The sequence below is a fragment of the Streptomyces sp. NPDC051921 genome (genome assembly GCF_040680975.1).
Classification (GTDB): domain Bacteria; phylum Actinomycetota; class Actinomycetes; order Streptomycetales; family Streptomycetaceae; genus Streptomyces.
Window position 1 is genome coordinate 54887 of the sequence record NZ_JBFAXU010000022.1, and the last position, 25961, is coordinate 80847.

At 72.8% G+C, this 25961-nt stretch carries 21 protein-coding genes; 9 read left to right on the forward strand and 12 right to left on the reverse strand.

Annotation, left to right across the window (positions count from 1 at the left end; all coding sequences use genetic code 11):
* Nucleotides 1–35: 35 nt before the first annotated feature.
* The 7 genes from murD to rsmH all read right to left on the reverse strand — a co-directional run bounded on the left by murD (nt 36) and on the right by rsmH (nt 9142).
* Entirely contained in the window at nt 36–1472 is a 1437-nt protein-coding gene (gene murD / locus AB0M16_RS26770; RefSeq protein WP_365347195.1) for a UDP-N-acetylmuramoyl-L-alanine--D-glutamate ligase, read from the reverse strand.
* Complete coding sequence (gene mraY, locus AB0M16_RS26775; protein WP_365347197.1) at nt 1454–2524, reverse strand: phospho-N-acetylmuramoyl-pentapeptide-transferase; 1071 nt, start codon at nt 2522–2524, stop codon at nt 1454–1456. The genes murD and mraY overlap by 19 nt, the downstream gene beginning before the upstream one ends.
* Nucleotides 2521–3948 carry a UDP-N-acetylmuramoyl-tripeptide--D-alanyl-D-alanine ligase gene (gene murF / locus AB0M16_RS26780; protein ID WP_365347199.1) on the reverse strand — a complete coding sequence of 476 codons (1428 nt, stop codon included), beginning with the start codon at nt 3946–3948 and terminating at the stop codon, nt 2521–2523. The genes mraY and murF overlap by 4 nt, the downstream gene beginning before the upstream one ends.
* A 4-nt stretch (nt 3949–3952) precedes the next feature.
* Nucleotides 3953–5533 (reverse strand): UDP-N-acetylmuramoyl-L-alanyl-D-glutamate--2,6-diaminopimelate ligase, encoded by a 1581-nt coding sequence (locus AB0M16_RS26785; RefSeq protein ID WP_365347201.1) that lies wholly within the window; start codon nt 5531–5533, stop codon nt 3953–3955.
* Between the two features lie 154 nt (nt 5534–5687).
* A complete protein-coding gene (locus tag AB0M16_RS26790) occupies nt 5688–7652 on the reverse strand; it encodes a penicillin-binding protein 2 (RefSeq protein ID WP_365347203.1) in 1965 nt (654 codons plus the stop codon).
* A 3-nt stretch (nt 7653–7655) separates the two neighbouring features.
* Complete coding sequence (locus AB0M16_RS26795) at nt 7656–8186, reverse strand: cell division protein FtsL (protein ID WP_365347205.1); 531 nt, start codon at nt 8184–8186, stop codon at nt 7656–7658.
* Nucleotides 8183–9142, reverse strand: a complete 960-nt coding sequence (gene rsmH, locus AB0M16_RS26800) for a 16S rRNA (cytosine(1402)-N(4))-methyltransferase RsmH (RefSeq protein WP_365347207.1) — start codon at nt 9140–9142, stop codon at nt 8183–8185. Before rsmH ends, AB0M16_RS26795 begins: the two co-directional genes overlap by 4 nt.
* Nucleotides 9143–9405: 263 nt before the next feature.
* Here rsmH and AB0M16_RS26805 point away from each other — a divergent pair, with 263 nt between their 5' ends.
* From AB0M16_RS26805 to AB0M16_RS26820, 4 genes are all read left to right on the forward strand, one after another.
* On the forward strand, nt 9406–10020 hold the full coding sequence (locus AB0M16_RS26805; RefSeq protein ID WP_365347209.1) for a carbonic anhydrase: 615 nt from the start codon (nt 9406–9408) through the stop codon (nt 10018–10020).
* Nucleotides 10021–10232: 212 nt separating this feature from the next.
* Complete coding sequence (locus tag AB0M16_RS26810) at nt 10233–11261, forward strand: MoxR family ATPase (protein WP_365347211.1); 1029 nt, start codon at nt 10233–10235, stop codon at nt 11259–11261.
* Nucleotides 11261–12637 (forward strand): DUF58 domain-containing protein, encoded by a 1377-nt coding sequence (locus AB0M16_RS26815; protein ID WP_365347213.1) that lies wholly within the window; start codon nt 11261–11263, stop codon nt 12635–12637. The genes AB0M16_RS26810 and AB0M16_RS26815 overlap by 1 nt, the downstream gene beginning before the upstream one ends.
* Nucleotides 12634–15039 (forward strand): DUF3488 and transglutaminase-like domain-containing protein, encoded by a 2406-nt coding sequence (locus tag AB0M16_RS26820; protein WP_365347215.1) that lies wholly within the window; start codon nt 12634–12636, stop codon nt 15037–15039. Before AB0M16_RS26815 ends, AB0M16_RS26820 begins: the two co-directional genes overlap by 4 nt.
* Nucleotides 15040–15519: 480 nt before the next feature.
* On the opposite strand, the gene AB0M16_RS26825 is transcribed toward AB0M16_RS26820, so the two are convergent.
* The 3 genes from AB0M16_RS26825 to AB0M16_RS26835 form a co-directional block, all read right to left on the reverse strand.
* Nucleotides 15520–15915 (reverse strand): DUF3040 domain-containing protein, encoded by a 396-nt coding sequence (locus AB0M16_RS26825; RefSeq protein ID WP_365347217.1) that lies wholly within the window; start codon nt 15913–15915, stop codon nt 15520–15522.
* A gap of 321 nt (nt 15916–16236) precedes the next feature.
* A complete protein-coding gene (locus AB0M16_RS26830) occupies nt 16237–17025 on the reverse strand; it encodes a methyltransferase (RefSeq protein WP_365347219.1) in 789 nt (262 codons plus the stop codon).
* 72 nt (nt 17026–17097) lie between these two features.
* Nucleotides 17098–17628 carry an SAV_6107 family HEPN domain-containing protein gene (locus AB0M16_RS26835; protein ID WP_365347221.1) on the reverse strand — a complete coding sequence of 177 codons (531 nt, stop codon included), beginning with the start codon at nt 17626–17628 and terminating at the stop codon, nt 17098–17100.
* A 170-nt stretch (nt 17629–17798) separates the two neighbouring features.
* Between AB0M16_RS26835 and AB0M16_RS26840 the strand changes: the two genes are divergently transcribed.
* From AB0M16_RS26840 to AB0M16_RS26860, 5 genes are all read left to right on the forward strand, one after another.
* Entirely contained in the window at nt 17799–18737 is a 939-nt protein-coding gene (locus tag AB0M16_RS26840; protein ID WP_365347223.1) for an ATP-binding cassette domain-containing protein, read from the forward strand.
* A complete protein-coding gene (locus AB0M16_RS26845) occupies nt 18709–20796 on the forward strand; it encodes a YhgE/Pip domain-containing protein (RefSeq protein WP_365347225.1) in 2088 nt (695 codons plus the stop codon). The genes AB0M16_RS26840 and AB0M16_RS26845 overlap by 29 nt, the downstream gene beginning before the upstream one ends.
* A 19-nt stretch (nt 20797–20815) precedes the next feature.
* Nucleotides 20816–21424 (forward strand): TetR/AcrR family transcriptional regulator, encoded by a 609-nt coding sequence (locus tag AB0M16_RS26850; RefSeq protein WP_365347227.1) that lies wholly within the window; start codon nt 20816–20818, stop codon nt 21422–21424.
* 294 nt (nt 21425–21718) lie between these two features.
* Nucleotides 21719–22357, forward strand: a complete 639-nt coding sequence (locus AB0M16_RS26855; RefSeq protein ID WP_365347229.1) for a DUF4126 domain-containing protein — start codon at nt 21719–21721, stop codon at nt 22355–22357.
* A gap of 22 nt (nt 22358–22379) precedes the next feature.
* Nucleotides 22380–23813 (forward strand): NAD(P)/FAD-dependent oxidoreductase, encoded by a 1434-nt coding sequence (locus AB0M16_RS26860; RefSeq protein WP_365347231.1) that lies wholly within the window; start codon nt 22380–22382, stop codon nt 23811–23813.
* Nucleotides 23814–23905: 92 nt separating this feature from the next.
* Here AB0M16_RS26860 and AB0M16_RS26865 read toward each other — a convergent pair whose 3' ends face one another.
* The gene (locus AB0M16_RS26865; protein WP_365347233.1) at nt 23906–24670 is read right to left on the reverse strand and encodes a hypothetical protein; all 765 of its coding nucleotides are present in this window, start codon (nt 24668–24670) and stop codon (nt 23906–23908) included.
* A gap of 51 nt (nt 24671–24721) precedes the next feature.
* A complete protein-coding gene (gene metF / locus AB0M16_RS26870; protein WP_365347235.1) occupies nt 24722–25639 on the reverse strand; it encodes a methylenetetrahydrofolate reductase [NAD(P)H] in 918 nt (305 codons plus the stop codon).
* Nucleotides 25640–25961 lie beyond the last annotated feature (322 nt).

The following is a 25961-nucleotide window of genomic DNA, read 5'->3' on the forward strand; positions in this document are numbered from 1 at the left end:
GTGCCCGGCCGCGCCGGACCTGTTGGCTGGTCAGGTCAGGCGCGCCCGGTGGCGGCGAGGGCGCGGACGGCGTCCGCGAAGGCCTCGCCCCGCTTGTTGTAATTGGCGAACATGTCCATCGACGCACAGGCCGGGGCGAGGAGGACCGTGTCCCCGGGTCCGGCGAGCGCGGCCGCCTCCTGGACCGCGGCGGACATCGCCCCAGTGTCGGTCCGGTCGAGCTCGACCACCGGGACCTCGGGGGCGTGTCGCGCCAGGGCTTCGCGGATCAGCGCCCGGTCCTGGCCGATCAGGACGACCCCGCGCAGCCGCTTCGCGGACTTCGCGACGAGTTCGTCGAAGGTCGCGCCCTTGGCGAGGCCGCCGGCGATCCAGACGATCGGGTCGTAGGCCGCCAACGAGGCTTCCGCGGCATGGGTGTTGGTGGCCTTGGAGTCGTCGACGTAGACGACGCCCTGGATCTCCTCGACCAGTTCGATCCGGTGCGGGTCGGGCCGGAAGTTGCGCAGCCCGTCCCGTACGGCCCTCGGCTCGACGCCGAAGGCGCGGGCGAGGGCGGCCGCGGCGAGCGCGTTGGCGATGTTGTGCGGGGCCGGCGGCTGGACGTCGGAGACCTCGGCAAGCTCCTGGGCGTTCTTCTGCCGGTTCTCGACGAAGGCGCGGTCGACGAGGATGTCCTCGACGATGCCGAGCTGCGAGGGGCCGGGGGTGCCGAGGGTGAAGCCGATGGCACGGCAGCCCTCCTCGACGTCGGCCTCGCGGACCAGGTCCTCGGTGGCCTCGTCGGCCACGTTGTACACGCAGGCGACCTGGTTGCCCTCGTAGACGCGCCCCTTGTCGGCGGCGTACGCCTCCATGGAGCCGTGCCAGTCGAGGTGGTCCGGCGCCAGGTTGAGCACGGCGGCCGAGTGGGCGCGCAGCGAGGGCGCCCAGTGCAGCTGGTAGCTGGAGAGCTCCACGGCGAGCACGTCGTAGCGCTCCTCGCCGAGCACGGCGTCGAGGAGCGAGACGCCGATGTTGCCGACGGCGGCGGTCCGCAGACCGGCCGCCTCCAGGATGGAGGCGAGCATCCGCACGGTCGTGGTCTTGCCGTTGGTGCCGGTGACCGCGAGCCAGGGCGCGGCGTCAGGGCCGCGCAGGCGCCAGGCGAGCTCGACGTCGCCCCAGATCTCCACGCCGGCCGCCCGGGCGGCCTGGAAGAGCGGCTTGTCGGGCTGCCAGCCCGGCGCGGTGACGATCAGCTCGGTGCCGGGCGGCAGGGTGGCCCCGTCGCCGAGGCGGACGGTGATTCCCTCCGCCTCCAGCTCGGCCGCCTGGGCCCGGGAGCGCTCGTCGTCGCCGTCGTTGACGACCGTGACGACCGCGCCGAGGCCGTGCAGGACACGGGCGGCCGGGATGCCGCTCACGCCGAGTCCGGCGACGGTGACGTGCTTGCCCTGCCAGTCCAGCTCGCTCACTTTTCGGACGCCCATCCCGCGTAGAAGATGCCCAGGCCCACGATCACGTAGATGCCCTGGATGATCCAGAAGCGGACGACGACCAGGACCTCGGACCACCCCTTGAGTTCGAAGTGGTGCTGCAGGGGCGCCATCCGGAAGACGCGCTTGCCCGTCATCTTGAAGGAGCCGACCTGGATGACCACGGACATCGTGATCATCACGAACAGGCCGCCCAGGAGGGCGAGCAGCAGCTCCGTACGGGAGCAGATGGCGAGACCGGCCAGCGCGCCGCCCAGGGCCAGCGAGCCGGTGTCACCCATGAAGATCTTGGCGGGCGAGGTGTTCCACCACAGGAAGCCGAAGCAGGCGCCCATCAGCGCGGAGGCGACGACCGCGAGGTCGAGCGGATCGCGTACCTCGAAGCAGGCGTTGGGGTTGGTCAGGGTCATGGCGTTGGCGCACGACTCCTGGAACTGCCAGAGCCCGATGAAGGTGTAGGCGCCGAAGACCATCACCGAGGCGCCGGTGGCCAGACCGTCCAGACCGTCCGTCAGGTTCACGCCGTTGGACATGGCCAGGATCATGAAGAGCGCCCAGACCACGAACAGCACCGGGCCGATGGCCCAGCCGAAGTCGGTGATGAAGGAGAGCTTCGTGGAGGCCGGGGTGTTGCCGCGCAGGTCGGCGAACTGCAGCGAAAGCACGGCGAAGGCGATGCCGACGATGAGCTGGCCGGCCATCTTCGCCTTGGCCCGCAGACCGAGCGAACGCTGCTTGACGATCTTGATGTAGTCGTCGAGGAAGCCGACCAGGCCCATGCCGGCCATCAGGAACAGCACCAGGACGCCCGAGTACGTCGGGTCCTCACCGGTGATGACCTTGGCCAGGGCGTACGCGATGAGGGTGGCCAGGATGAAGGAGATGCCGCCCATGGTGGGCGTGCCCTTCTTCCCGGCGTGGCCGCGCGGGCCGTCGTCGCGGATGAACTGTCCGTATCCCTTGCGGGCGAGCAGCTTGATGAGCAGCGGGGTGCCGATCAGGGTCAGGAAGAGCCCGATGGCCCCCGCGAAGAGGATCTGCCTCATCGGCCGGCGACCTCACCCTCGAAGCCCTCGAGCAGTGCCAGAGCGACCCGCTCCAGACCGACCGACCTGGAAGCCTTCACCAGGACGATGTCCCCCGGGCGCAGCTCACTGCGCAACAGGTCGACCGCCGCCTGCGCGTCGGACACGTGCACCGACTCCTCACCCCACGAACCCTCGTTATAGGCGCCCAGTTGCAGCCAGGACGCTTCCCTGTCCCCGACCGCGACGAGCTTGCTGACGTTGAGCCGGACGGCGAGCCGTCCGACCGCGTCGTGCTCGGCGAGCGACTCGTCTCCGAGCTCGGCCATCTTGCCGAGCACCGCCCACGTACGACACCCCCTGGCCTGGGCGGGCCTGCCCATGGCCGCGAGCGCGCGAAGAGCGGCTCGCATGGACTCGGGGTTCGCGTTGTAGGCGTCGTTGACGATCGTCACGCCGTCCGGACGCTCGGTGACCTCCATGCGCCAGCGCGACAGGGTGCCCGCCTCGGAGAGCGCGGTGGCGATCTCCTCCACGGGCATGCCCAGCTCATGGGCGACGGCGGCCGCGGCGAGCGCGTTCGACACGTGGTGCTCACCGTACAGGCGCAAGGTCACGTCGCTGCACCCGGTGGGTGTGTGAAGCCTGAAAGAGGGCTGTCCGTTATCTGTGAGCCGGACATTCTCGGCACGTACGGCCGCTTCGTCCGCCTCTCCGAACAGGACGACACGCGCCTTGGTCCTTCCGGCCATGGCGCGTACGAGGGGGTCGTCGGCGTTCAGCACGGCGATGCCGCCGTCCTCGGCCGCGGGCAGGGACTCGACCAGTTCGCCCTTGGCCTCGGCGATCTGCTCGCGCCCGCCGAACTCGCCGATGTGCGCGCTGCCCACGTTGAGGACGAGCCCGATGCGCGGCGGAGTGAGGCCGGTGAGGTAGCGGATATGGCCGATTCCGCGCGCTCCCATCTCCAGGACGAGGTGCCGGGTGCCGGCGTCGGCCCTGAGCGCGGTCAGCGGCAGGCCGATCTCGTTGTTGAGGGAGCCGGGCGTCCACACGGTGGGCGCGTGGCTGTCGAGGACCTGGGCGATCAGGTCCTTGGTGGAGGTCTTGCCGGCCGAGCCGGTGAGCGCGACGACATCGGTGCCGAGGCGTCCGACGACCGCCCGGGCGAGGGCCCCGAGCGCTGCCTGGACGTCCGGCACGACGAGCGCGGGCACGCCGACGGGGCGGGTCGCCAGCACGGCGACGGCGCCCGCCTCGACGGCCCGCTGCGCGTAGTCGTGGCCGTCGACGCGCTCGCCCGCGAAGGCGGCGAAGAGGCTGCCGGGCCGCACCTCGCGGGAGTCGATCACGACGGGGCCGGTGACCTGGACGGCCGGATCCGGTATGTCGTGCGGCTGCCCGCCGACGATTTCGGCGATCTCGGCGAGGGAGAGGGCGATCACTGCTTCATCCCTGACTGTTCTGGTGACGGGGTGCGTCCTGCTGGCCTTGCCGGCTGAGAATCGCCTCGCGCAGGACCTGACGGTCGTCGAAGGGGCGGACCACGCCGGCGGTCTCCTGGCCCTGCTCGTGGCCCTTGCCCGCGACGAGGACGGTGTCGCCCGGCTGCGCTCGGGCCACGGCCGCGGCGATCGCGGCGGCCCGGTCGGCGTCGACCAGGACCTCGCCGCGCTGGTACGCCGGCACCTCGGAGGCGCCTGCGAGCATCGCGGTGAGGATCGCGAGCGGGTCCTCGGAGCGCGGGTTGTCCGAGGTGAGGACCGCGGTGTCGGCGAGCCGGGCCGCGGCCGCGCCCATCGGGCCGCGTTTGGTGGTGTCGCGGTCGCCGCCGCAGCCGATGACGACGTGCAGCTTCCCGCGGGTCACCTCGCGCAGCGAGCGCAGGACCGACTCGACGGCGTCCGTCTTGTGCGCGTAGTCGACGACCGCCAGGTACGGCTGGCCGGCGTCGACGCGCTCCAGGCGCCCGGGAACGCCGGGGACGGCGGCGATGCCGTCGGCGGCGGTCTGCGGGTCGATGCCCGCGGCGGCGAGGGTGACGATCGCGGCGAGTGTGTTGGCCACGTTGAACGGGCCGGGCAGCGGGGCGGTGGCGGAGATCCGCGCGCCGTCCGGACCGACCACCACGAAGGTGGAGTCGGCGGCTCCGGTGACGACGTCCTCGGCGCGCCAGTCGGCGTTCGGGTCGCCCGCGGCGGAGAAGGTGACGACCGGGACGGACGCCTCCTTCGCGAGCCGGCGGCCGTACTCGTCGTCGAGGTTCACCACGCCGCGCCTGCTGCGCCGGGGCGTGAACAGCCGCGCCTTGGCCTGGAAGTAGTCCTCCATGTCGGAGTGGAACTCCATGTGCTCCGGGCTCAGGTTGTTGAAGACGGCGACGTCGAAGACGCAGCCGTCGACCCGGCCGAGCACGAGGGCGTGGCTGGAGACCTCCATCGCGACGGCCTCGACGCCGCGTTCGCGCATGACGGCGAACAGGGCCTGGAGGTCGGTGGCTTCGGGGGTGGTCCGCTCGGACTTGATGCGCTCGTCGCCGATGCGCATCTCGACGGTGCCGACCAGGCCGGTGGCCTTGCCCGCGCCGCGCAGTCCGCCTTCGACGAGGTAGGCGGTGGTGGTCTTGCCCGAGGTGCCGGTGATGCCGATCTGGAGGAGGTCCGCGCCGGGGCTCCCGTAGATCTCGGCGGCGAGCTCGCCCATCCGTCCGCGCGGGTCCTCGACGACGAGGACCGGCAGACCGGTCGCGGCGGCGCGCTCGGCTCCGGCCGGGTCGGTCAGGACGGCGGCGGCGCCGAGGCCTGCGGCCTGGGCGACGAAGTCGGCCCCGTGCGCGCGGGCGCCGGGCAGCGCCGCGTACAGGTCGCCGGGGCGGACCGCCCGCGAGTCGTGCGTGATGCCCGAGACCTCGGCGTCGGGTCCGGCGCCGGTGGTCTCGACGCCCAGCCGTGCGGCGAGCTCGCCCAGGGGTGTCGGGCGGAGCCGCTCCGGGCGGGGCGGGGAGGTTCGGTACTGATCAGCGTGTGGCACGGCGGTGAGCGTACCGGGCGCACCCGCCGGGGGGCTAAATCGGGCCGCGTCGTCGCCGGAGTTCGATTTCCGGTTCCCGGAACGAGGGGTGATCGTTGTCACTGGAGCTCCCGGAGTGTCACGGGGTGTCACGGTCGTACGGCTTTCGGGGGGATCACGGCTTGAAGGTCACCGGGAGCCGGGCGGGCCCGCTGCCGGTCGGGGGGACGTGCAGGGTCTTGAGGGCGAACTCCATGACCTTCTTGTAGATGGGTCCGCAGATCTGGCCGCCGAAGTAGCTGCCCTTGGTGGGGTTCTGGATGGCGCAGTAGACCGTCACGCGGGGCTGGTCGGCGGGGGCGAAGCCGGCGAAGGAGGCGGTGTAGCCCTTGTAGCGGCCGAGTTCGGGGTCGACGCGGTTGGCCGTGCCGGTCTTGCCGGCGACGCGGTAGCCGGGGATGGCGGCCTTGTTGCCGGTGCCGTCCTCGTCGTCGACGACGGACTCCAGCATCTGCGCGAGGGTCCTGGCGGTCTTCTCGCTGATCACCCGGGACTCCTTGGGCGCCGGGGCCGCGGTGAAGCGTCCGTCGGGGCCCTTGGTGCCGCGGATCAGGGTCGGCTCGATCCGGACGCCGCCGTTGGCGATCGTCGAGTAGACGGAGGCGGCCTGCATGGCGCTGACGGAGAGGCCCTGGCCGAAGGGGATCGTGTACTGCTGCGAGGTCGACCAGTCCTGCGGCTGGGCCAGGATGCCGGGGGTCTCGCCGGGGTAGTCGAGGCCGGTGGGGCTGCCGAGGCCGAACTTGCGCAGATAGCTGTAGAGCACCCGGTTGGACTCGGCCTGGGTCTTGCCGAGCTGCCCGGTGGCCAGGATGGTGCCGATGTTGCTGGACCTGGCCAGGACACCGTTGAGGGTCAGGTACCAGGTGATGTGGTCGATGTCGTCGCTGAAGAGCCGGTCGCCGCGGTGCAGCCGGTTGGGGACGGTGACCCGGGTGCCGGGGGTGGCGACGCCCTCCTCCAGGACGGCGGCCATGGACATCACCTTGCTGGTGGAGCCGGGCTCGTAGGCGTCCTGGAGGGCCGCGTTGCCCATGGCGGTGGAGTTGGCCTGGGAGAGGTCGTTGGGGTCGAAGCCGGGGGCGTTGGCCATGGCGAGCACCTCACCGGTCCGGGTGTCCTGGACGATGACGTAGCCGCGGTCGGCCCTGGACTTCTTCACCTGCTCGGTGATGGCCTGCTGGGCGGCCCACTGGATGTCCCGGTCGATGGTCAGCTCGATGTCGGAGCCGGGCACGGCCGGGGTGCCCTGGGAACCGGCGGTGGGCACCCGCCGTCCGCCGGACTGGGCGTAGCGGATCTTCCCGTCCTTGCCGGCCAGCTCGGTGTCGAGCATGGACTCCACGCCGCCGGCGCCGCGGCCGTCGGCGTTGACGTAGCCCAGTATCCCGGCGGCGAGCTCCCCGTTGGGGTAGACGCGCTTCTTGCTGGGCTCGCTGAGGACGCCGCCGAGCAGGTTGACGCCGTTGCCGCCGTTGGCGGGCTTGGCCTTCTGCTCGTAGACCTTCTTCAGGTCCTTGATCTGGTTCCACACCTGGGGCGTCTGCTTGCGGGCGAGCAGGGTGTAGCGGGACTTGGGGGTGCGCAGCTTCTTGGCGAGCTCGGCGGGCTGCTTGCCGAGGATCGGGGCGAGCAGCGCGGCCGCCTGCTCCGGGGCGTCCGGGAGCCTGGACTCCTCGGGCGTGAAGAGCTTGGGGTCGGCGGTGATGTCGTACGCGTCGACGCTGGCGGCCAGGGCCACCCCGGAGCGGTCGGTGATCTCACCGCGGTCGGCGGAGAGCGTGTACTCCTGGTAGCGGTGCTTCTCCGCCTTGGCGGCGTACGCGCTGGCGTCCACGGCCTGGACCTGGAGCAGCCGGACGACGAACGCGAGCATGACGAGGGTCAGCCCGAGGGAGACCAGGCGCAGCCGGGGCTTGGGCTTGCCGAGCCGGATCGTGCGGGCCCTGGGGGCCGGCCGCGGGGCGGGACGCCGGGGCCGGTCGGGCCTGGGTGCGGGCCTGCCGGAGGCTGCGGGGCGGGGGCGTGCGGGCCGCGCGGGGCCGGGGACACGGCGGGGCGGGGGCTCCTTGGGGGGCACGGGTCACCTGCCGGAGGTCGTCGGGGCGGTCGCGGTGTTCTTCGGCGTGTCGGGGGTGGCCGGCGGCTTCGACACGGGCGGCTTCGGCGTGTCCGGGGCCTTCGACGGGCCGCCGGGCGCCGGGGGCGTGCGGTCGGGGGTCACGGCCGGCCGGGGCGAAGGCTTCGGGGAGACCGCCTCGGAGGGCACGCCGCGGACCTTGCCGTCGGGGTCGAGGAAGGCGGGGCTGCCTCCCGGCACCATGCCGAGTTCGCGGGCCCGGCGCTCCAGGGCGTCGGGGGCGGAGCTGTCGTCCACGTCCCGCTGGAGGGCCTGCTCCTCGTCGGTGAGCTCGGTGGTCTTCCTCTTCAGCTCGCTGAGCTTGAAGGAGCCCTGGTTGAGGGCGGAGTTGAGCAGCAGCAGGGAGATCAGACCGCCGCCGAGCAGGACGACGACGAGCAGGACGAAGGGGGTGCGGGCCGCGGTACTGGGTCCGGACGGCATGAGCCGTCCGAGCCGCGCGGCCCGTCCTTTGAGGGGCCCCTTCTGACTCATGCCGGCTCGTCCTCCCTGATCCGCTGTGCACCTCTCAGACGCGCGGGGGCCGCCCGGCGGTTCTCGGCGACCTCCTCCTCGGTGGGGAGCTCGGCGCCGCGGGTGAGCAGCTTCAGGCGGGGCTGGTAGCGCTCCGGGACGACCGGGAGGCCGGGCGGGGCGGTGTTGGCGGCCCCGGCCGCGAACACCTGCTTGACCAGCCGGTCCTCCAGGGAGTGGTACGAGAGGACGGCGATGCGGCCGCCGACGGCGAGGGCCTTGACCGCCGCCGGGATCGCCCGCTCCAGGACCGAGAGCTCGCCGTTGACCTCGATGCGCAGCGCCTGGAAGGTGCGCTTGGCCGGGTTGCCGCCGGTGCGCTTGGCGGCCTGCGGCAGGGAGTCGCGGATCAGCTCGACCAGGCGGGCGCTGTTGGTGAACGGCTCCTTCTCGCGCTCGCGCACGATCGCGGAGACGATCCGCTTGGCCTGCTTCTCCTCGCCGTACGCGCGCAGGATGCGGACGAGCTCGCCGGCCGGGTAGGTGTTGAGGACCTCGGCGGCGCTCATGCCGGTCGTCTGGTCCATGCGCATGTCGAGCGGGGCGTCCTGCGCGTAGGCGAAGCCGCGGTCGGCCTCGTCCAGCTGCATGGAGGACACGCCCAGGTCGAAGAGGACGCCGTCGACGCGCGGGACGCCGAGCCGGTCGAGGACCTCGGGCAGCTCGTCGTAGACCGCGTGCACGAGGGTGGCGCGCTCTCCGTACGGGGCGAGCCGCTCGCCGGACAGGCGCAGGGCCTCCTTGTCCCGGTCGAGGGCGACGAGCCGCGCCTCGGGGAAGCGGCGCAGGAGCGCCTCGCTGTGTCCGCCGAGACCCAGGGTGCAGTCGACGACGACCGCGCCGGGCTGTTCCAGGGCGGGCGCCAACATGTCCAGGCACCGCTGGAGCATCACCGGGACGTGTCGGTCGTTGCTCAATGCGCCCTCTCAGATCCGGCGGGAACAGGCACCACCGGCGAGCGGGAGGGCCGAGCCGTGGGTACCGCCGCACTTACGGGGAGAAACGGCAGAAATCGCGCGATGTCTCCGTGAACTTCGCGCCACTTTAGTCCACCGGACCGGCCGGTCAACCAACCGGCTGGCGCGTCGCGTGCCAGGGCGGCGACGGCCGGACGATTCGTGCCGTTCACCCGGTCGGCCCCGTTCTCGACGGCCTGTGGGTTCGCTCACAACAAGGTTCAATGACGCTCTTTGTCCGCTCTCACAGCAGGCTCGGACGGCCCGTGACCATTACCGTCGGAGGCATGTCGACCTCTGCGCACGCCTCAGCCGCCGCGATACGCAACGAGAGCGCGGTCACCGACCGTCTCGTCCAGGCCAATCGCCGTTACGCCGCCGACTTCACCGACCCGGGAATGGACGCGCGGCCCGTGCTGCACGTCGCCGTGGTCGCCTGCATGGACGCCCGACTCGACCTGCACGCCGCGCTCGGCCTGGAGCTCGGCGACTGCCACACGATCCGCAACGCGGGTGGTGTGGTCACGGACGACGTGATCCGGTCGCTCACGATCAGCCAGCGGGCGCTCGGCACCCGCAGCGTGATGCTGGTGCACCACACCGGCTGCGGCCTGGAGTCGCTGACCGAGGACTTCCGGCACGAGCTGGAGGACGAGGTCGGCCAGCGTCCGGCCTGGGCCGTGGAGGCCTTCCGGGACGTCGACCAGGACGTCCGGCAGTCGATGCAGCGGGTGCGCACCTCGCCGTTCCTGCTGCACACCGAGGACGTGCGGGGCTTCGTCTTCGACGTGACGACGGGTCTGCTGCGCGAGATCGACCCGGTGGACGCGGCCGAATAACCCGCCGCCGCTCCCGGTCCGGGCCGTCGATTCGGCCCGGACCGGTCCGGCACAAGGCCACAAACCCCGGCAATTCGACCGGAGTTATCCACAGGCCCGCCGTTGGCAAGTGACACGACCCGGTCACGCCAACAAGAATGCACGGGTGACACCCCCCGGCCCATCCGCCGGGGGCAGGTGTCGGTGCTGCGGAAAGGGCCGAGGAGGGCCGGGTGACGACCTATGACGATCGAGCGAGCCTCACAGATCTGACCACCACAGCGGAGCGGGTCCGCAGGTCGGTGGAGGGTGTGATCGAGGGGAAGCCCGAGGTCGTACGGCTTGCGCTGACCGTGCTGCTCGCCGAGGGACATCTCCTCATCGAGGACGTCCCGGGCGTGGGCAAGACGATGCTGGCCAAGACGCTGGCGCGGTCCATCGACTGCTCGGTACGCCGTATCCAGTTCACGCCCGACCTGCTGCCGTCGGACGTCACGGGTGTGTCGATCTTCGACCAGCAGCGGCGCGAGTTCGAGTTCAAGCCGGGCGCGATCTTCGCCCAGATCGTCATCGGCGACGAGATCAACCGGGCTTCGCCGAAGACCCAGTCCGCGCTCCTGGAGTCCATGGAGGAGCGCCAGGTCACGGTCGACGGCCAGACCTACGAACTGCCGAGCCCCTTCATGGTGGTCGCCACCCAGAACCCGGTGGAGATGGAGGGGACGTACCCGCTGCCCGAGGCGCAGCGGGACCGCTTCATGGCCCGCGTCTCCATCGGCTATCCGAACGCCGAGGCCGAGCTCAAGATGCTCGACGTGCACGGCGCGGTCTCCCCGCTGGACGACCTCCAGCCGGTCGCCCACGCCCACGACGTCCTCAAGCTGATCGAGGCCGTGCGCGCGGTGCACGTCGCCGACGCGGTCAAGCGGTACGCGGTCGACCTCGTCGCCGCCACCCGTAGCCACCCCGACCTGCGGCTCGGCGCCTCCCCGCGCGCCACGCTCCACCTGCTGCGGGCCGCGAAGGCGTCCGCCGCGCTGAGCGGCCGGGAGTACGTGCTGCCGGACGACGTCCAGGCGCTCGCCGCCCCGGTGCTCGCCCACCGGCTGCTGCCCACCGCGCAGGCCCAGCTGAGCCGCCGCACGTCCGAGCAGGTCGTGCACGACATCCTCCAGCGCACCCCCGTTCCGGCCGCCGCTCCCCCGGTGCAGCAGCCCGGCCCGCTCTACGGCCAGCAGCAGCCCGGCGCGCGGCGGCTGTGATGAGCACCGCCGCCGCTCCGCCGGGGGCCGGTCCCCAGGGGAGTCCGGACGACGGCGACCGGGGCAGCCTGCGGGCCGCCCTGGGCGGGCTCACCACCCGCGGCCGGTCCTTCCTCGCCGCCGGGGTCGCGGCCGCCGTCTGCGCCTATGTGCTCGGCCAGGCCGATCTGCTGCGCGTCGGGCTGCTGCTCGCCGTGCTGCCGCTGATCTGCGTCGTCGTGCTGCACCGCACCCGCTACCGGGTCGCCGGCAGCCGCCGGCTCGCCCCGCAGCGGGTCGAGACCGGTGCCGAGGCCCGGGTGCACCTGCGCGTGGACAACGTCTCGCGGGTGCCCACCGGCCTGCTGATGCTCCAGGACCACGTGCCGTACATGCTGGGGCCGCGCCCGCGCTTCGTGCTCGACCGCGTCGAGGCGGGCGGCCGCCGCGAGGTGTCCTACCGGGTCCGCTCCGACCTGCGCGGACGCTTTCCCCTGGGCCCGCTCCAGCTGCGGCTCAACGACCCCTTCGGGATGTGTGAGCTGACCCGTTCCTTCAGCGCCTACGACATGCTGACCGTCGTCCCCCGCACCGAGCCGCTGCCGCCGGTGAAGCTGTCCGGCGAGTCCGCCGGATACGGAGACGGGCAGCAGCGGTCCCTCGCGCTCGCCGGGGACGACGACATCATTCCGCGCGCCTACCGGCACGGCGACGACCTGCGCCGGGTCCACTGGCGCTCCACCGCGCGCTACGGCGAGTTGATGGTGCGCCGCGAGGAGCAGCCGCAGCGTGCCCGCTGCACGGTGCTCCTGGACACCCGGGGCATCGCCTACGAGGGCGCCGGGCCCGACTCGGCCTTCGAATGGGCCGTCTCCGGCGCCGCCTCCGTGCTCACGCACATGCTGGAGCGCGGCTATTCGGTCCGGTTGCTCACCGACACCGGCAGCAGCGTGCCCGGCGAGGGCGCCGAGGGCTTCACCGGGGCCGGCCGCTCCGCCGCGGATTCGACGGACGCCGCCGGGCTGATGATGGACACCCTCGCGGTCGTCGACCACTCCGACGGAGCCGGGCTCTCCCGCGCGTTCGACGTGCTGCGCGGCGGGCACGAGGGACTGCTCGTCGCGTTCGTCGGCGACCTCGACGAGGAGCAGGCGGCGCTCTTGGCCCGGATGCGGCAGCGCGGCGGGGCGGCGATCGCCTTCGTGCTCGACTCCGGGACCTGGCTGACCGGCGGCGCCGTCGCCGGGGCCGTGGAGGACCGGCTGCGGACCCTGCGGGAGGCCGGGTGGCAGGCGATCCCGGTGGCCCCCGGCGTCCGGCTCGCTGATCTGTGGCAGCAGGCCGGCGGGGCGGCCGTCCAGGCCCCCGCGGCCGACACGTACGGAGGTTGGGCATGAGCGGGCGCGCGCGGCTGACGCTCGCGGCCTTCGGCGCGACGCTGGCGGCGGCGACGGCCCTGGTGCCGCTCGTGAAGCCGGCCACCTGGATCTTCACGGCGGCGCTCCTGCTGGGTCTGCAGAGCGCGGTGGGCACGGTGACGCGGCGGGTGCCGCTCGCCCGGCCGCTGACGATCGCCGCCCAGGCGCTCGTCACGCTGCTCGTGCTCACGCTGGTCTTCGCCCGCGAGCAGGCGATCCTGCTCGTGCTGCCGGGACCGGACGTCTTCGCCGCCTTCGACACGCTCTTCCAGGCCGGGGTGGACGACGTCGGCACGTACGCGATCCCGGCGCCGAACACGCCCGGCATCCGCCTGCTCCTGGTGACGGGCGTCGCGGTGGTCGGACTCGTCGTGGACGCCCTCGCGGTGACCTTCCGCAGCGCGGCCCCGGCGGGACTCCCGCTGCTCGCGCTGTACTCGGTGGCCGCGGGGCTGTCCGGCGGGGGCGCGGGCTGGCTGTACTTCCTCTTCGCCGCCGCCGGCTACCTGCTGCTGCTCCTGGCCGAGGGCCGGGACCGGCTCTCGGCGTGGGGCCGTGTCTTCGGCGGCGCCCAGCGCTCCGGCCGGCCCGGTTCCGCCCCCGGCGAGGGCGGCCCGGCGTTCGCGCCGGCACGTACCGGGCGCCGGATCGGCGCGGTCGCGATGGGCATCGCCCTCGTGGTGCCGTTCGCGCTGCCCGGACTGAGCGGCGGCGTCTTCGGCGGTGGCGGCAGCGGCGAGGACACCGGCGGCAAGGGCGGCACCATCTCGGCGGTGAACCCGCTGGTCTCGCTCCAGAACGACCTGCGGCAGCCGGAGGACCGCGAGGTCCTGCGCTACCGCACCAACGCCACCGACACCGGGAACATGTATCTGCGGCTGGTCGCGCTCGACCAGTTCGACGGCACCGCCTGGAAGTCCTCGGTCCGCCCGATCGAGGACGTGCCCGACGAGCTGCCCTGGCCGGTCGGCCTCTCGCAGGAGGTCCGCACCACGCAGATCACCACCAACTTCGTCGCCTCCACGGCGTACGAGCAGAAGTGGCTGCCGATGCCGTACCCGGCGGCGAAGGTCTCCATCGGGGGCAGCTGGCGCTACGAGCCGGCCGGCCGGATGCTCGTCGGTGACAGCGGGCAGAACACCCGGGGCGCCCGCTACACGGTGACCAGCCTGGACGTGCGGCCCAGCACCGAGCAGCTGTCGGCGGCCCCCGCCGCGCCGGACGAGCTGCGCCGGGAGTACACCCGGGTCCCGGCCTCCCTCCCGGCCGACGTGCGGTCGACGGCCCTGGAGGTGACCCGGGGAGCGCGCAACGACTACGAGCGGGCGGTGAAGCTCCAGGACTGGTTCGCCGAGGACGGCGGCTTCCGCTACGACGTGGAGGTCAAGTCCGGCACCGGCGTCCAGGCGATCTCCCGCTTCCTGAAGGACAAGGAGGGCTTCTGCGTCCACTTCTCCTTCTCGATGGCGGCGATGGCCCGCTCCCTGGGCATCCCGGCCCGGGTCGCGGTCGGCTTCATGCCGGGGACCCCGCAGTCCGACGGCTCCGTATCGGTCGGCATCCGGGACGCGCACGCGTGGCCCGAGCTGTACTTCGAGGGGGCCGGCTGGACCCGCTTCGAGCCCACGCCTTCGCGCGGCACGGTCCCGGACTACGCCCGTGAGCAGTCCTCGGGTGGCGCGGCGACCCCGTCGGCGCAGCCGTCCACCAGCGCCTCGGCCCAGCCGTCGGCGATGCCGAGCAGCTCGGAGAGCTGCCCGCCGCAGCTGAAGCGGCTCGGCGAGTGCGGGCAGGACCAGGCGGCGGGCGGTGCGGCCTCGGACGACGGCGGCCTGCCCCCGTACGTCATCGCCCTGATCTGCCTGGGGATCCTGCTGGTCCTCCTCGCCCTCCTCCTGCTGCCCCTGCTGTGGCGCACGCAGGTACGGGCCAGGCGCCTCGGCCCGGCGGGCGACCCGGTCGCCCGGGTCCTGGCGGTGTGGCAGGAGATCAACGACCTGGCCTGGGACCACGGTGTGGCCCCGGACGAGTCGCGGACGCCCCGCAGGACGGCGGCACGTCTCGTCCGCGAGGCCGAGCTGCCGCAGGACGCCGCCGACGCGGTGCACCGGGTGGCCCGGGCCGTCGAGGAAGCCCTCTACGCCCCGCGCCCCCTGCCGGCCACGGGCCTGACGGAGCACGTGGCCGTCATCCGCCGCGGCTTCCACACCGTGTCCTCCCGCGGCACCCGGCTGCGCGCACGGTTCGCACCGCGTTCGGCCGCACGGGTGGTCCGGGCGGCGCAGGAGAGCACGACGGCGCTCGGGAACGCCTGGTCGGCGAAGACCCGCGCGCTGCTCGACTCGGTACCCCGCCGCCGCCCGTCCCGCGACGCGAGCTGACGCCGGGCTCCTGGGGTCCCCGTCCAGCAGGGCGGGGGCTCCGGGGGCCTGGGGCCTGGTGGTCCGGGGCCCGGTGGCTCTGGGTGTGCTGGAGTCCGGGGGCCGGGTGGGCCGGAGGTCTGGGAGTCCGGTGGCCGGGCGGTCCGGAAGTCTGGGAGCCCGGGCACGACGGGCCGGAGTTCCGGTCCGGGAGTCCGGCAGTACGAGCACGACGGGCCCGGAACGCCGGGCCGGACCTGGCGGCTCGGGAGACCGAGGACGGTCAGGCCGGCACGTCTCGGCCGAGCACGTCCCGGCCGGCGCATCCGGCCGGGCATGGTCGAGCCGAGCGCGGTCGGGCAGAGCACGGTCCGGCGCAGAGCCTCGGGGTCGATCCGCGAGGGGCGGTGAAAGCACGTCCGGCAGGCCCGGAAACATTCGTGGGCCCGCGCCGGAAGGCGCGGGCCCACGAATGTCAGGTCATCGTCCGAGCGGGGGCCGTCAGTGGGGGCCGCCCTGCTGCTCGTCGCGGCGGCGCTGCCACCGCTCCTCGATGCGGTTCATCATCGAGCGTCGCTGCCGGGTCCGACGGCCGCCTCCGGCGGCCTGCACGTGCTCGCCCGGCTTGGGCGCCTTGCGCCAGCCGGTGACCGCCAGGACCGCGCAGCCCAGCATGACGAGGAACCCCACCACGCTGATCCAGATCTGCTGGGCGACCATTCCGGCCATGAGGAGCGCGATACCCACCAGGAAGCCGGCGACTGCCTGGTAGACCCGTCGCCGGGTGTACGTACGCAGTCCGCTTCCCTCGAGCGCTGTCGCGAACTTGGGATCTTCGGCGTACAGCGCTCGCTCCATCTGCTCGAGCATTCGCTGCTCGTGCTCCGAGAGCGGCACGGAGTCCTCCTAGTCGTCGGTCGCGGGGGCGACCGGTTTGCGGCCCTTTCAGGATAGGCAGGGAATCGCCCCCGTGAAACCCGCCCTCAATGCCAAATCGCCAATCCGGGCCGCCATGCGGTTCGGATGCTGAGGCGTTGATTCCCCAGCCCCCTGCCCGTCATGCCGGATCGTGTCTCCCGATCATACGGGGACAAGTCCCCGTCCGGGCGGTCTGTGGCGTACTCCATCTGCGGCTGCGCCGCTGCTCAGCGCGCACGGCTGCGCCCCGGGTCAGGAGCACCCGGGGCGCAGCCGTGCGCGTGGCCTGACGGGCGGGCCTCAGGCCCGCTTCGCGCCCAGGACGTGCAGCTGGGTCGCGATCGCGTGGAAGGACGGCAGTTCGGCCGCCGCGGCCTCCAGGCGCAGCAGGGCCTCGGCCGCGCCGGGTTCGGTGTCCACGAGGACGCCGGGCACCAGGTCGGCGAAGACCCGGACGCCGTGGACGGCGCCGACGTCGAGTCCGGCGGCCGCGGCGAGCTCGGTGAGCTGCTCGGCGGTGAAGCGCCGCGGCACGGGGTCGCCGTGGCCCCAGCGGCCCGCCGGGTCGCTCAGCGCGTGCCGCGCCTCGGTGAAGTGGCCGGCCAGGGCGCGGGCCAGCACGGCGCCGCCGAGCCCGGAGGCGAGCACGCTGAGGCTGCCGCCGGGGCGCAGCGCGGCGGCCGCGTTGCGCACGCCCTCGGCCGGGTCGTCCACGTACTCCAGGACGCCGTGGCACAGCACGGCGTCGAAGCCCTCGCGGCCGACGACGTCGAACAGGCCGTGGATGTCGCCCTGGACGCCCTGGACCAGGTCGGCGACGCCGGCCTCGGCGGCGCGCCGCTCCAGGGCGAAGAGCGCGTTGGGGCTGGGGTCGACGACGGTGACCCGGTGGCCGAGGCGGGCCACCGGCACCGCGAAGTTCCCCGCGCCGCCGCCCGTGTCGAGGACGTCGAGGCTCTTCTTCCCCGTGGCCTCGACGCGGCGGTCGAGCGCGTCCTGGAGGACGTCCCAGACGACGGCGGTGCGCAGGGAGGCGCGCGACGGGCGCGAGGTCGCCTCTCGACCGGAGACGGGGGAAGGGTCCGACACGGCTGCTGACTCCTCGGTGACGGGTACGAACGTCCGGCCCCCCACCCTATGGCCTCGGAAGGAATCCCCTGGTCATCCCGTGGCCTCCTCCGCGCCCGGCTGGCGCGGCAGCACCGGCTGGAGGACGAGCAGTCGCTCGACCAGGCGCAGGAACACGGCGGCGGCCCGCAGCAGGTCATCGGCGTCCCGACGGCTCGCGGCGCCGGTGATCCCGGCCTCGGCGCGGGCCCGGCGCTCGGCGCCCGCGGCGAACAGGGCGCTCCATTCCGTGAGCTCGGGCGCTATCTCGGGCAGCACCTCCCAGGTGCTGCGGATCCGGGCCCGCTTGCGCGGGTCCCGTTCGGGCCGGCCGCGTGCGGCGAGCACGGCGGCGGCGGTGCGCAGGGCGGCGAGGTGCGCGGTGGCGTAGGCCTCGTTGGGCACGTCGAGGGCGGCGGCCTCGTCGAGTCCGGACCTGGCCTTGGCGAGCAGGTCGAGGGCGGCGGGCGGTGCCGAGGTGCGGCGCAGGACCGGGTGGACGTCGGACGCGGGTCCGAGCTGGGCGGGGGCAGGGCGCGCGCCGGTGCGGCGCCGGGGCGTGGCTGCGGCGGAGTGGCCGGCCATGACGAGCCTCCTGTCGTCGAGTGACGGCGCTGTGGCCGTATGTGTTCATCGTGCACGCCCCCACTGACAATCCGGCTGACCTGGGGTTTTGCGCGAAAGACAACCGAGGGGTAACTTTTTGAACTGACCAGTCAGTTCAAAAGAGTCCCGAAGAGTTCCCAGGGGGGATCGTGGAAGCGAACCCGGACGAGCCGCACGGCGCCGCCGTCGTCGCGGACGGATTCGGCCTGAAGGGCCCGCGCGGTTGGGTGTTCCGCGAGATCGGCTTCGAGGCCGCGCCCGGCAGCCTGGTCGCGATCGAGGGCCCCTCCGGCTCCGGCCGGACCTGCCTGCTGCTCGCGCTCAGCGGCCGCATGAAGACCCAGGAGGGGCACGCCGAGGTGGCGGGGCTCGCGCTGCCCCGCAGGATGGCGGCCGTGCGTCGGATCAGCGCGCTCGGCCCCGTGCCGGGCGTCAGCGACCTCGACCCGGCGCTCACCGTCGCCGAGCACCTGCGCGAGCGGGCCCTGCTGCAGCGCCGCTTCGACGGCTCCCTCAAGGCCCTGCTGCGCCGCCCGGCCGAGCGCTCCGCCGCCGCGCGGGCCCGGATCGACGAGGCCCTGGCGGCCGCCGGACTCGACCTGGCCACGCTGCCGAAGGGCGACCGGACCTCCGTACGGGACCTGGAGCGCCTGGAGGCGCTGCGCCTGTCGGTCGCGCTGGCCCTCGTCGGCCGGCCCCGGCTGCTCGCCCTGGACGACACCGACCTCAAGCTGTCGGACGCCGACCGCGCCGAGGCCTGGGCCCTGCTGCGCTCCGTCGCCGCGTCCGGCACCACCGTCCTCGCCGTCTGCAGCGAGGCCCCCGAGGGCGCCCTGCGCGTCTCGACCGCCACCCGCAGGGCGGCCACCGGGGCGGCCGCCGCCGAGAACGTCCCGGCCGGGGACGCCGACGCCCCCGCGGCGGAGCCCGCCGCCGACGCCGGGGACGACACGGCAAAGAGCACGAAGAGCACGAAAACCACGAAGACCACGAAGACCGCGGACACCACCAGTACCGCGAAGACCGAGAAGACCGTGAAGACCGAGGAGGGGGAGGCCGATGCGCTCGCCGAAACTGGCCGCGCTTGAGCTGAAGCGGTTCGGCAGGGGGAAGCTCCCGGCGGCCGCCCTGGTCGCGATCCTGCTGCTGCCGCTGCTGTACGGCGCGCTGTACCTGTGCTCCTTCTGGGACCCGTACAGCAGGCTCGACAAGATCCCCGTCGCCCTCGTCAACGAGGACAAGGGCGCCACCACCGGCGGTCAGAAGATCACCGCGGGCGCCGACATCACCGAGAAGCTGCGCGAGAGCGCCGTCTTCGACTGGCACGAGGTGAGCGACGAGGAGGCGCGCGAGGGCGTCGAGGAAGGGACGTACTACCTGTCCCTGACCATGCCGTCCGACTTCAGCGAGCGGATCGCCTCCAGCTCCGGCGCCTCCCCCGAGACCGGCGCCCTGAAGGTGCGCACGAACGACGCCAACAACTACATCGTCGGGCAGATCTCCCGCACGGTCTTCTCCGAGGTGCGCACCGCCGCCTCCACGAAGTCCTCGCGCACCTTCCTCGACAAGATCTTCATCTCCTTCTCCGACCTGCACGACGCCACCGCCGAGGCGGCGAAGGGCGCCGGTGACCTCAAGGAGGGCGTCGACAAGGCGAAGGCCGGCTCCAAGAGCCTGGCCGACGGCCTGAAGGACGCCAAGAAGGGCAGTGGCGAGCTGTCCTCGGGCATCAAGAAGCTCGACAAGGGCTCCAAGGACCTGGAGGCCGGTTCCCGCAAGGTCGCCGACGGCACCCAGCAGCTGGCCGACAAGGTGAACGGCACCGCCGACAAGGTCCGCCCGTACCTGGCGAACAACGGCAAGTCGATCCGCGACACCGCCCGGCTCGTCTCCGACTCGGCCACCGCCGTCCGGCACAACCTGGACGACCTGGTGCGCCGCGCCCCGGTCGCCCGCAGCGCCGCGCACGTGGCCGACGACGAGCTGTCCGCGTACTACCGCAAGCAGTGCGTGAACAACCTGCTCCCCGACACCAAGGGCTGCGAGATCCTCAAGAAGGCCTCGGTATCGGCCCACGACGTGGCGAAGATCGCCGACGACCTGCACGAGCTGACCAAGGACAGCAAGGGCGACCTGAAGACCCTGGACGCCCGGCTCGCCAAGCTGAAGAAGGACGCCGACGAACTGGCCCGGCGCTCCCCGCACCTCGACGAGGACATCGAGGGCGCCATCAAGAAGATCAACGAGCTCAACAAGGGTGCCCACCAGGTCGCCGACGGCGCCGACCGGCTGCACACCGGCCTCACGAGCGCCCGCACCGGCGCCGGCAGCCTCGACACGGGCGTCGGCAAGCTGAAGAAGGGCGCGGGCGCGCTCGACGGCGGCCTGTTCAAGCTGGCCGACGGCTCGGGCGAGCTGGCGACCGGTCTCAGCGACGGCGTGAAGAAGATCCCGGACTACGACAAGCAGGACCGCGACCGCCGCACCGAGGTGATGGCCGACCCGGTCCGGCTCGCCGCCCAGTCGATGCACAAGGCACCCAATTACGGCACCGGTTTCGCCCCGTACTTCATCCCGCTCTCCCTCTGGGTCGGCGCGATGGTCGCGTACATGATCATCCAGCCGCTCAACCGACGCGCCCTCGCCGCCGGCGCCTCCGCCTGGCGGATCGCGCTCGCGGGCTGGCTGCCGGTCGCCGCGATCGGCGTGCTGCAGGTGGGCGCGCTGATGTCCGTGCTCCACTGGGGCCTGGGGCTCCAGATGGCGCGGGCCGCCGGGACCGTCGGCTTCCTCGTCCTGGTGACCTGCTGCTTCGCCGCCATCATCCAGTGGCTGAACGCCAAGTTCGGCGCGGCGGGACGCATCCTGGTGCTCGCGGTCCTGATGCTCCAGCTGACCTCGGCGGGCGGCACGTACCCCGTGCAGACCAGCCCGGGCTTCTTCAACGCCATCCACCCGTACCTGCCGATGACGTACGTCGTCGAGGCACTGCGCCGGCTCATCACGGGCGGCGGGGTCGGACCGGTCTGGCAGGCCGTCGCCGTCCTCGGCGCCTTCACGGTGGGCGCGCTGGCGCTGACCGCCCTGTCCGCCCGTCAGAAGCAGGTGTGGTCGCTGGACCGGCTCCACCCGGAACTGTCGCTCTGAACCTGTGAGAATCGAGCCCATGGACAGCAGCAGCACCAGACGGCAGGCCACCCGCGCGAAGCTCTACGAAGCGGCCGTCACCCTCATCGCGGAGCAGGGCTTCTCGGCGACCACGGTCGACGAGATCGCCGAGCGGGCGGGAGTGGCCAAGGGCACGGTCTACTACAACTTCAAGAGCAAGACCGAGCTCTTCGAGGAGCTGCTGCGGCACGGCGTCTCGCTCCTCGCCGCCTCCCTCAGGGCGGCGGCCGAGGAGACCGATGGGCGCGGCGGCAGCCGGATCGAGGCGCTGGACGCGATGATCAAGGCCGGTCTGGTGTTCATCCAGCGCTACCCGGCCTTCACCCAGCTGTACGTGGCCGAGCTCTGGCGCACCGGACGGGCCTGGAACTCCACCCTGCTGGTGGTCCGTCAGGAGGCCGTCGCGGTCGTCGAGAACGTGTTGCGCGACGGTGTGGCGGCCGGTGAGTTCACCGACGAGATCGACGTGCCGCTGACCGCGTCCGCCCTCGTCGGCATGGTGCTCGTGGCCGCGCTCGACTGGCAGGCCTTCCAGAGCGAACGCTCCCTGGAGGACGTGCACGCGGCGCTCTCGCGCTTGCTGCACGGACGGGTGAGCGGCTGCTGAGGCAACCGGCGGCCCGCAGGAGAAGACGCCGGTCCGGCGAGGCTCGATCCCCCCGAGCCTCGCCGGACCGGCGCTCGTTCCGTACCCCTCCGCACCTTCCGGCGCGTCCGAGGCACCCCCGTTCCCCCGTACCGGCAGGCGCGCGACCCCGTTCCGCCGCCCCGTGCCGGCGGTCCCGGAGCCGCGCCCCTTCCGTGCCTCCACTCTCCCTTCCGCGCAGGTCACGGCCCATCCGCGTACCTACTCATCTCGACTCCTAGGTACGGGTACTCAGGGCTGGCTACGATCGCGGACGTGTCCGTACTCCCCTTGGTCTTCACGAGCGGCTGGGCGAGCGGGATCAACGCGTACGCGGTGGTCCTGCTGCTCGGCGTTTTCGGCGCGACCGGTCTCTCCGACGAGGTGCCCGAGGCGCTGCAACGGCCCGACGTCCTGATCGCCGCCGCGGTGCTGTTCCTGTGCGAGGCGGTGGCGGACAAGATCCCGTACGTCGACTCCGTGTGGGACTCGGTCCACACGGTGATCCGGCCGGTCAGCGGGGCGGTGGTGGCCGCGCTGCTCGCCGGCCAGTCCGGCTCGCTGCCGGAGCTGGCCGCCGGCGCGGTCGGCGGCACCACCGCCCTGCTGAGTCACTTCGTCAAGGCCGGGACGCGGATGGCGGTCAACACCTCGCCCGAGCCGCTCTCCAACATCGCCGTGTCCACGGCGGAGGACCTCGCCGTCGCCGGGGTCATCACCTTCGCCGTCTTCCATCCGGTCGCGGCCGCCGTGATCGCGGCGACGCTGCTCGCGGTCGGTCTGGCCGTGGTGGCCTTCCTCGCCCAGCGCATCCGGCGCTTCTGGCGCCGCCGCGCCCAGCGCCGCGAGGAGCGCCGCCTGTCGCCCCCGGGCGGGCGGCAGCCGGCAGCGACGGACGGTTCGGAGCATTTCTGAGCGGCCGGATAGGGTCGCTCACATGGCACGGATTGTGGTGATCGGCGCGGGACTCGGCGCCATGGCGGCGGCCGCCCGGCTGGCCGTCGCGGGGCACCGGGTGACGGTGTACGAGCGGAGCGGGACGTACGGAGGCGCGGTCCGGCGCTTCGAGCGGGACGGGTTCGGCTTCGACACCGGCCCCGGTCTGCTGCACCTGCCCGCCGTCTACCGCGATCTGTTCGTGAAGACCGGCAAGCAGCCGCTGGAGGAGTGCGTGACGCTCACCCAGGTCGACCCGGCGAGCCGGCACGTCTTCGCCGACGGCACCCGCGTCGACCTGCCGAACGCCTCGCGCGCGGGCACGGTCGCCGCCCTGGACGCGGCACTCGGCGAGGGTACGGGCGAGCGCTGGGGCGATTTCATGGTGCGCGCCCGCGAGGCCTGGGACCGCACGCGCCGCCCGCTCCTGGAGGAGCCGCAGCCCGAGGACCTCACGCCGCTCGGCCGCGAGCCCTACCCGGCCCTCAAGGCGGGCCTGCTGCGCCGCCCGACGACCACCCTGGCCCGGATCGGCGCCCGCGAGCTGCGCGACCCACGCCTGATGGCGCTGCTCGACTCGTACGCCTGGAGCTACGGCTTCGACCCGGCCGAGGCTCCTGCCGCGGCGGCCGTGCTGCCGTACATGGAGCAGACCTTCGGCAGCTGGTACGTGGCCGGGGGTGTCCGCGCGCTCGCGGACGCGGTGTACGAACGGTGCCGGCAGCGGCGGGTGGAGTTCGTCTTCGACGCGTCCGTCGAGCGGGTCCTGGAGAAGGACGGCCGGGCGTGCGGGGTGGAAGTGGCCGGTGGCGAGCTCGTCGAGGCGGACCACGTGGTGTCGGGCGCGCCGGTGCCCTCGCACCATGCCGAGGACCGGCTGATCGTGCCGGAGGGCACGGAGCTCCGGCCGTTCGCCCCGGACGCGACCGGGCGGGTGACGGTCTGTCTGGCGCTGCGCGGGGCCCGCGAGCCCGGCGCCGCGCACCGCACGCTCGTGCACGGCTCCGGCGAGCTGCCGACGGTGACCGTGCTGCGGCCGGACGACGCGGCCCTCCGGCCGGACGACGCCCACGAGTCGGCGACCGTCACCGCGACCGTGCGCACCGGGGGCGGCCAGGACTGGAACGCGTTCGCCGAGCGGATGCTGCGGCAGACGGAGGCGGCCGTGCCGGAACTCCGGGAGCGGCTGCTGTGGCAGGAGGTCCGCACCCCGGAGCACACGGTCCACGAGACCGGCGTGGCCGAGGTGCCCGGGCCCGCCCTGGCGGGAGCGGGCGGGCGGTACCTCCCGGAGGGCAACGCCTCCCTGCTCCCCGGCCTCTACTTCGCCGGCGGCTGGGCCCACCCCGGCGGCGGGCTCGCGCACGCCGGGATGTCGGGGGCGCTGGTCACCGGGCTCATCGTGGAGGGTGCGGACTTCCGCGGCTCGCGGTAGCCGGCCGGGGCAACAGGGCCTGGTCGGCCCGATCCGCACGACAGGCCTCGGAGGGATGTCGCGAAGGTCGCCCGCGGCCTTCGCAGCACCCCCTAGTAGCGGTACTGCTGGTCCTCGCCGTACCCGTACTGCTGCTGGTGCTGCTGGTGCTGCTCGTCGGTGTCCCGCTGCTGCGGCACCCAGACGCCGCCGGGCGGGGTGTCGTAGGTGTACGAGGGCGCGTACGGGTCGGCGTACGGCTGCTGCTGGTAGGCGCCGTACTGCTGGCCGGCGTCGGCGTACTGCTGGCCGATGTACGGGTCCGAGTAGGCGGCGTACTGCTGCTGGGCGCCCGCGCCGTAGTCGTAGGCGGGCTGCTGCTCGTACCCGGTCGCGTAGGGGTCGGCGTACTGCTGCTGCTCGTACGAGGTGCCGTAGACGGCGTACTGGCCGGTGTCCTCGGGCATCGGCTGGGGCTCGTACACGGACGTCGTCCCGGCGGCGGCCAGGAGGTCCTCGTCGGCGTGGTCCGCCGGCTCGTACGCGAGGTCGCTGACCTCCAGCGTGGGTCCGGCGGCCTGGGCCTCGGGATTGCCGGACCTGCGGCGGCGGCTGGCGCCCGGGCTGCCGCCCAGGGCCCAGCCGGTGGAGAAGCCGCGCCGGAAGGAAAGGGTCACATAGGTCTGGCCGACGGCGAAGGCGACGGCTCCGATCACGATGACCAGGACCGACGGCAGCAGCACGCCGATCACCACGCCGAGGAAGCCGCCGAACGCGAGCAGCCGCCAGCGGAGCCGCGCCTTGTACTGCAGCAGCACCTCACCGAGCAGCCACAAGGCCACGACGCCGAACGCGACGTAGAGGACCGTCCACCCCATGCCCGCCCCTCTCCTACGGCCACCGCCGCGGGTCGGGGCGGGTGTGGCCGGTCACGACTGCTGGTGCAGTCCGAGATTCTCGTAGATCTCGAGCGTCGCCTTGGAGTTGTTCAGCGTGATGAAGTGCAGTCCGGGGACACCCTCGGAGAGCAGACGCGCGCAGAACTCCGTCGCGAACTCGATACCGATGGAGCGTACAGCGGCCGGATCGTCCTTGACGGCGAGGATGCGCTCTTTCACATTCTCGGGGAAGAGGGCGTTGCTCAGCTGGGGCAGTCGCTCCAGCGTCTTCACGCTCACCACCGGCATGACCTCGGGGATGATCGGGGTCTCGCAGCCGGCCGCCTGGACGCTGTCGCGCAGCCGCAGATAGGCCTCGGGGTCGAAGAACATCTGGGTGATCGCGTAGTCGGCGCCGGCCCGGCACTTGTCCACGAAGTGGCGGACGTCGGTGTCCCAGTCCGTGGACCGCGGGTGCATCTCCGGGAAGGCGGCCACGCCCACGCAGAAGTCGCCCGACTCCTTGATCAGCCGGACGAGGTCGGCGGCGTAGCGCACGCCCTCGGGGTGGGCGACCCACTCGCCGAGCGGGTCGCCCGGCGGGTCACCGCGGACGGCGAGCATGTTCCTGATGCCGGCGTCCGCGTACTGCCCCAGGATGTTGCGGAGTTCGGCGATCGAGTGGTCGACGGCGGTGAGGTGGGCGACCGGGGTGAGGGTGGTGTCGGAGGCGATCTTCTGGGTGGCCTTGACGGTGCCGCCGCGGGTGGTGCCGCCCGCGCCGTAGGTCACGGAGACGAAGCTCGGCGCGACCGCCTCGATCCGGCGCATCGCGTTCCAGAGGCTCTGCTCGCTCTTCTCGGTCCGGGGGGCGAAGAACTCGAAGGAGTACGAGGTCCGACCGGCGGCAAGGATGTCGCGGACCGTGCGAGCACGGTCCGAGCGGACGGAAGCGGTACCAAGGGCCATACGGGCAGGTTAGACGGGGTCCAAGGGCCGGGTGAAGCCGTGTCCGCGAAATGGACACCTTTCCGGACACCGAGACGCCCTCCGTTCGGACGATCTTCCGCACGGACCGGGACGATCTTCACCCCCGGCGAGGACGATCTTCACCCCCGGCGAGGACGATCTTCACCCCCGGCGAGGACGATCTTCACCCCCGGGGGGGACGATCTTCGCCCCCGGCGGGGACGATCTCCACGCCGCGCCGGGACGATCTTCGGGGCTCGCCGTGCGGTCCGCAGGACGCGTCAGACGATCTTCGGACCGGCGCGGGGTTCCCCGGGCCGCC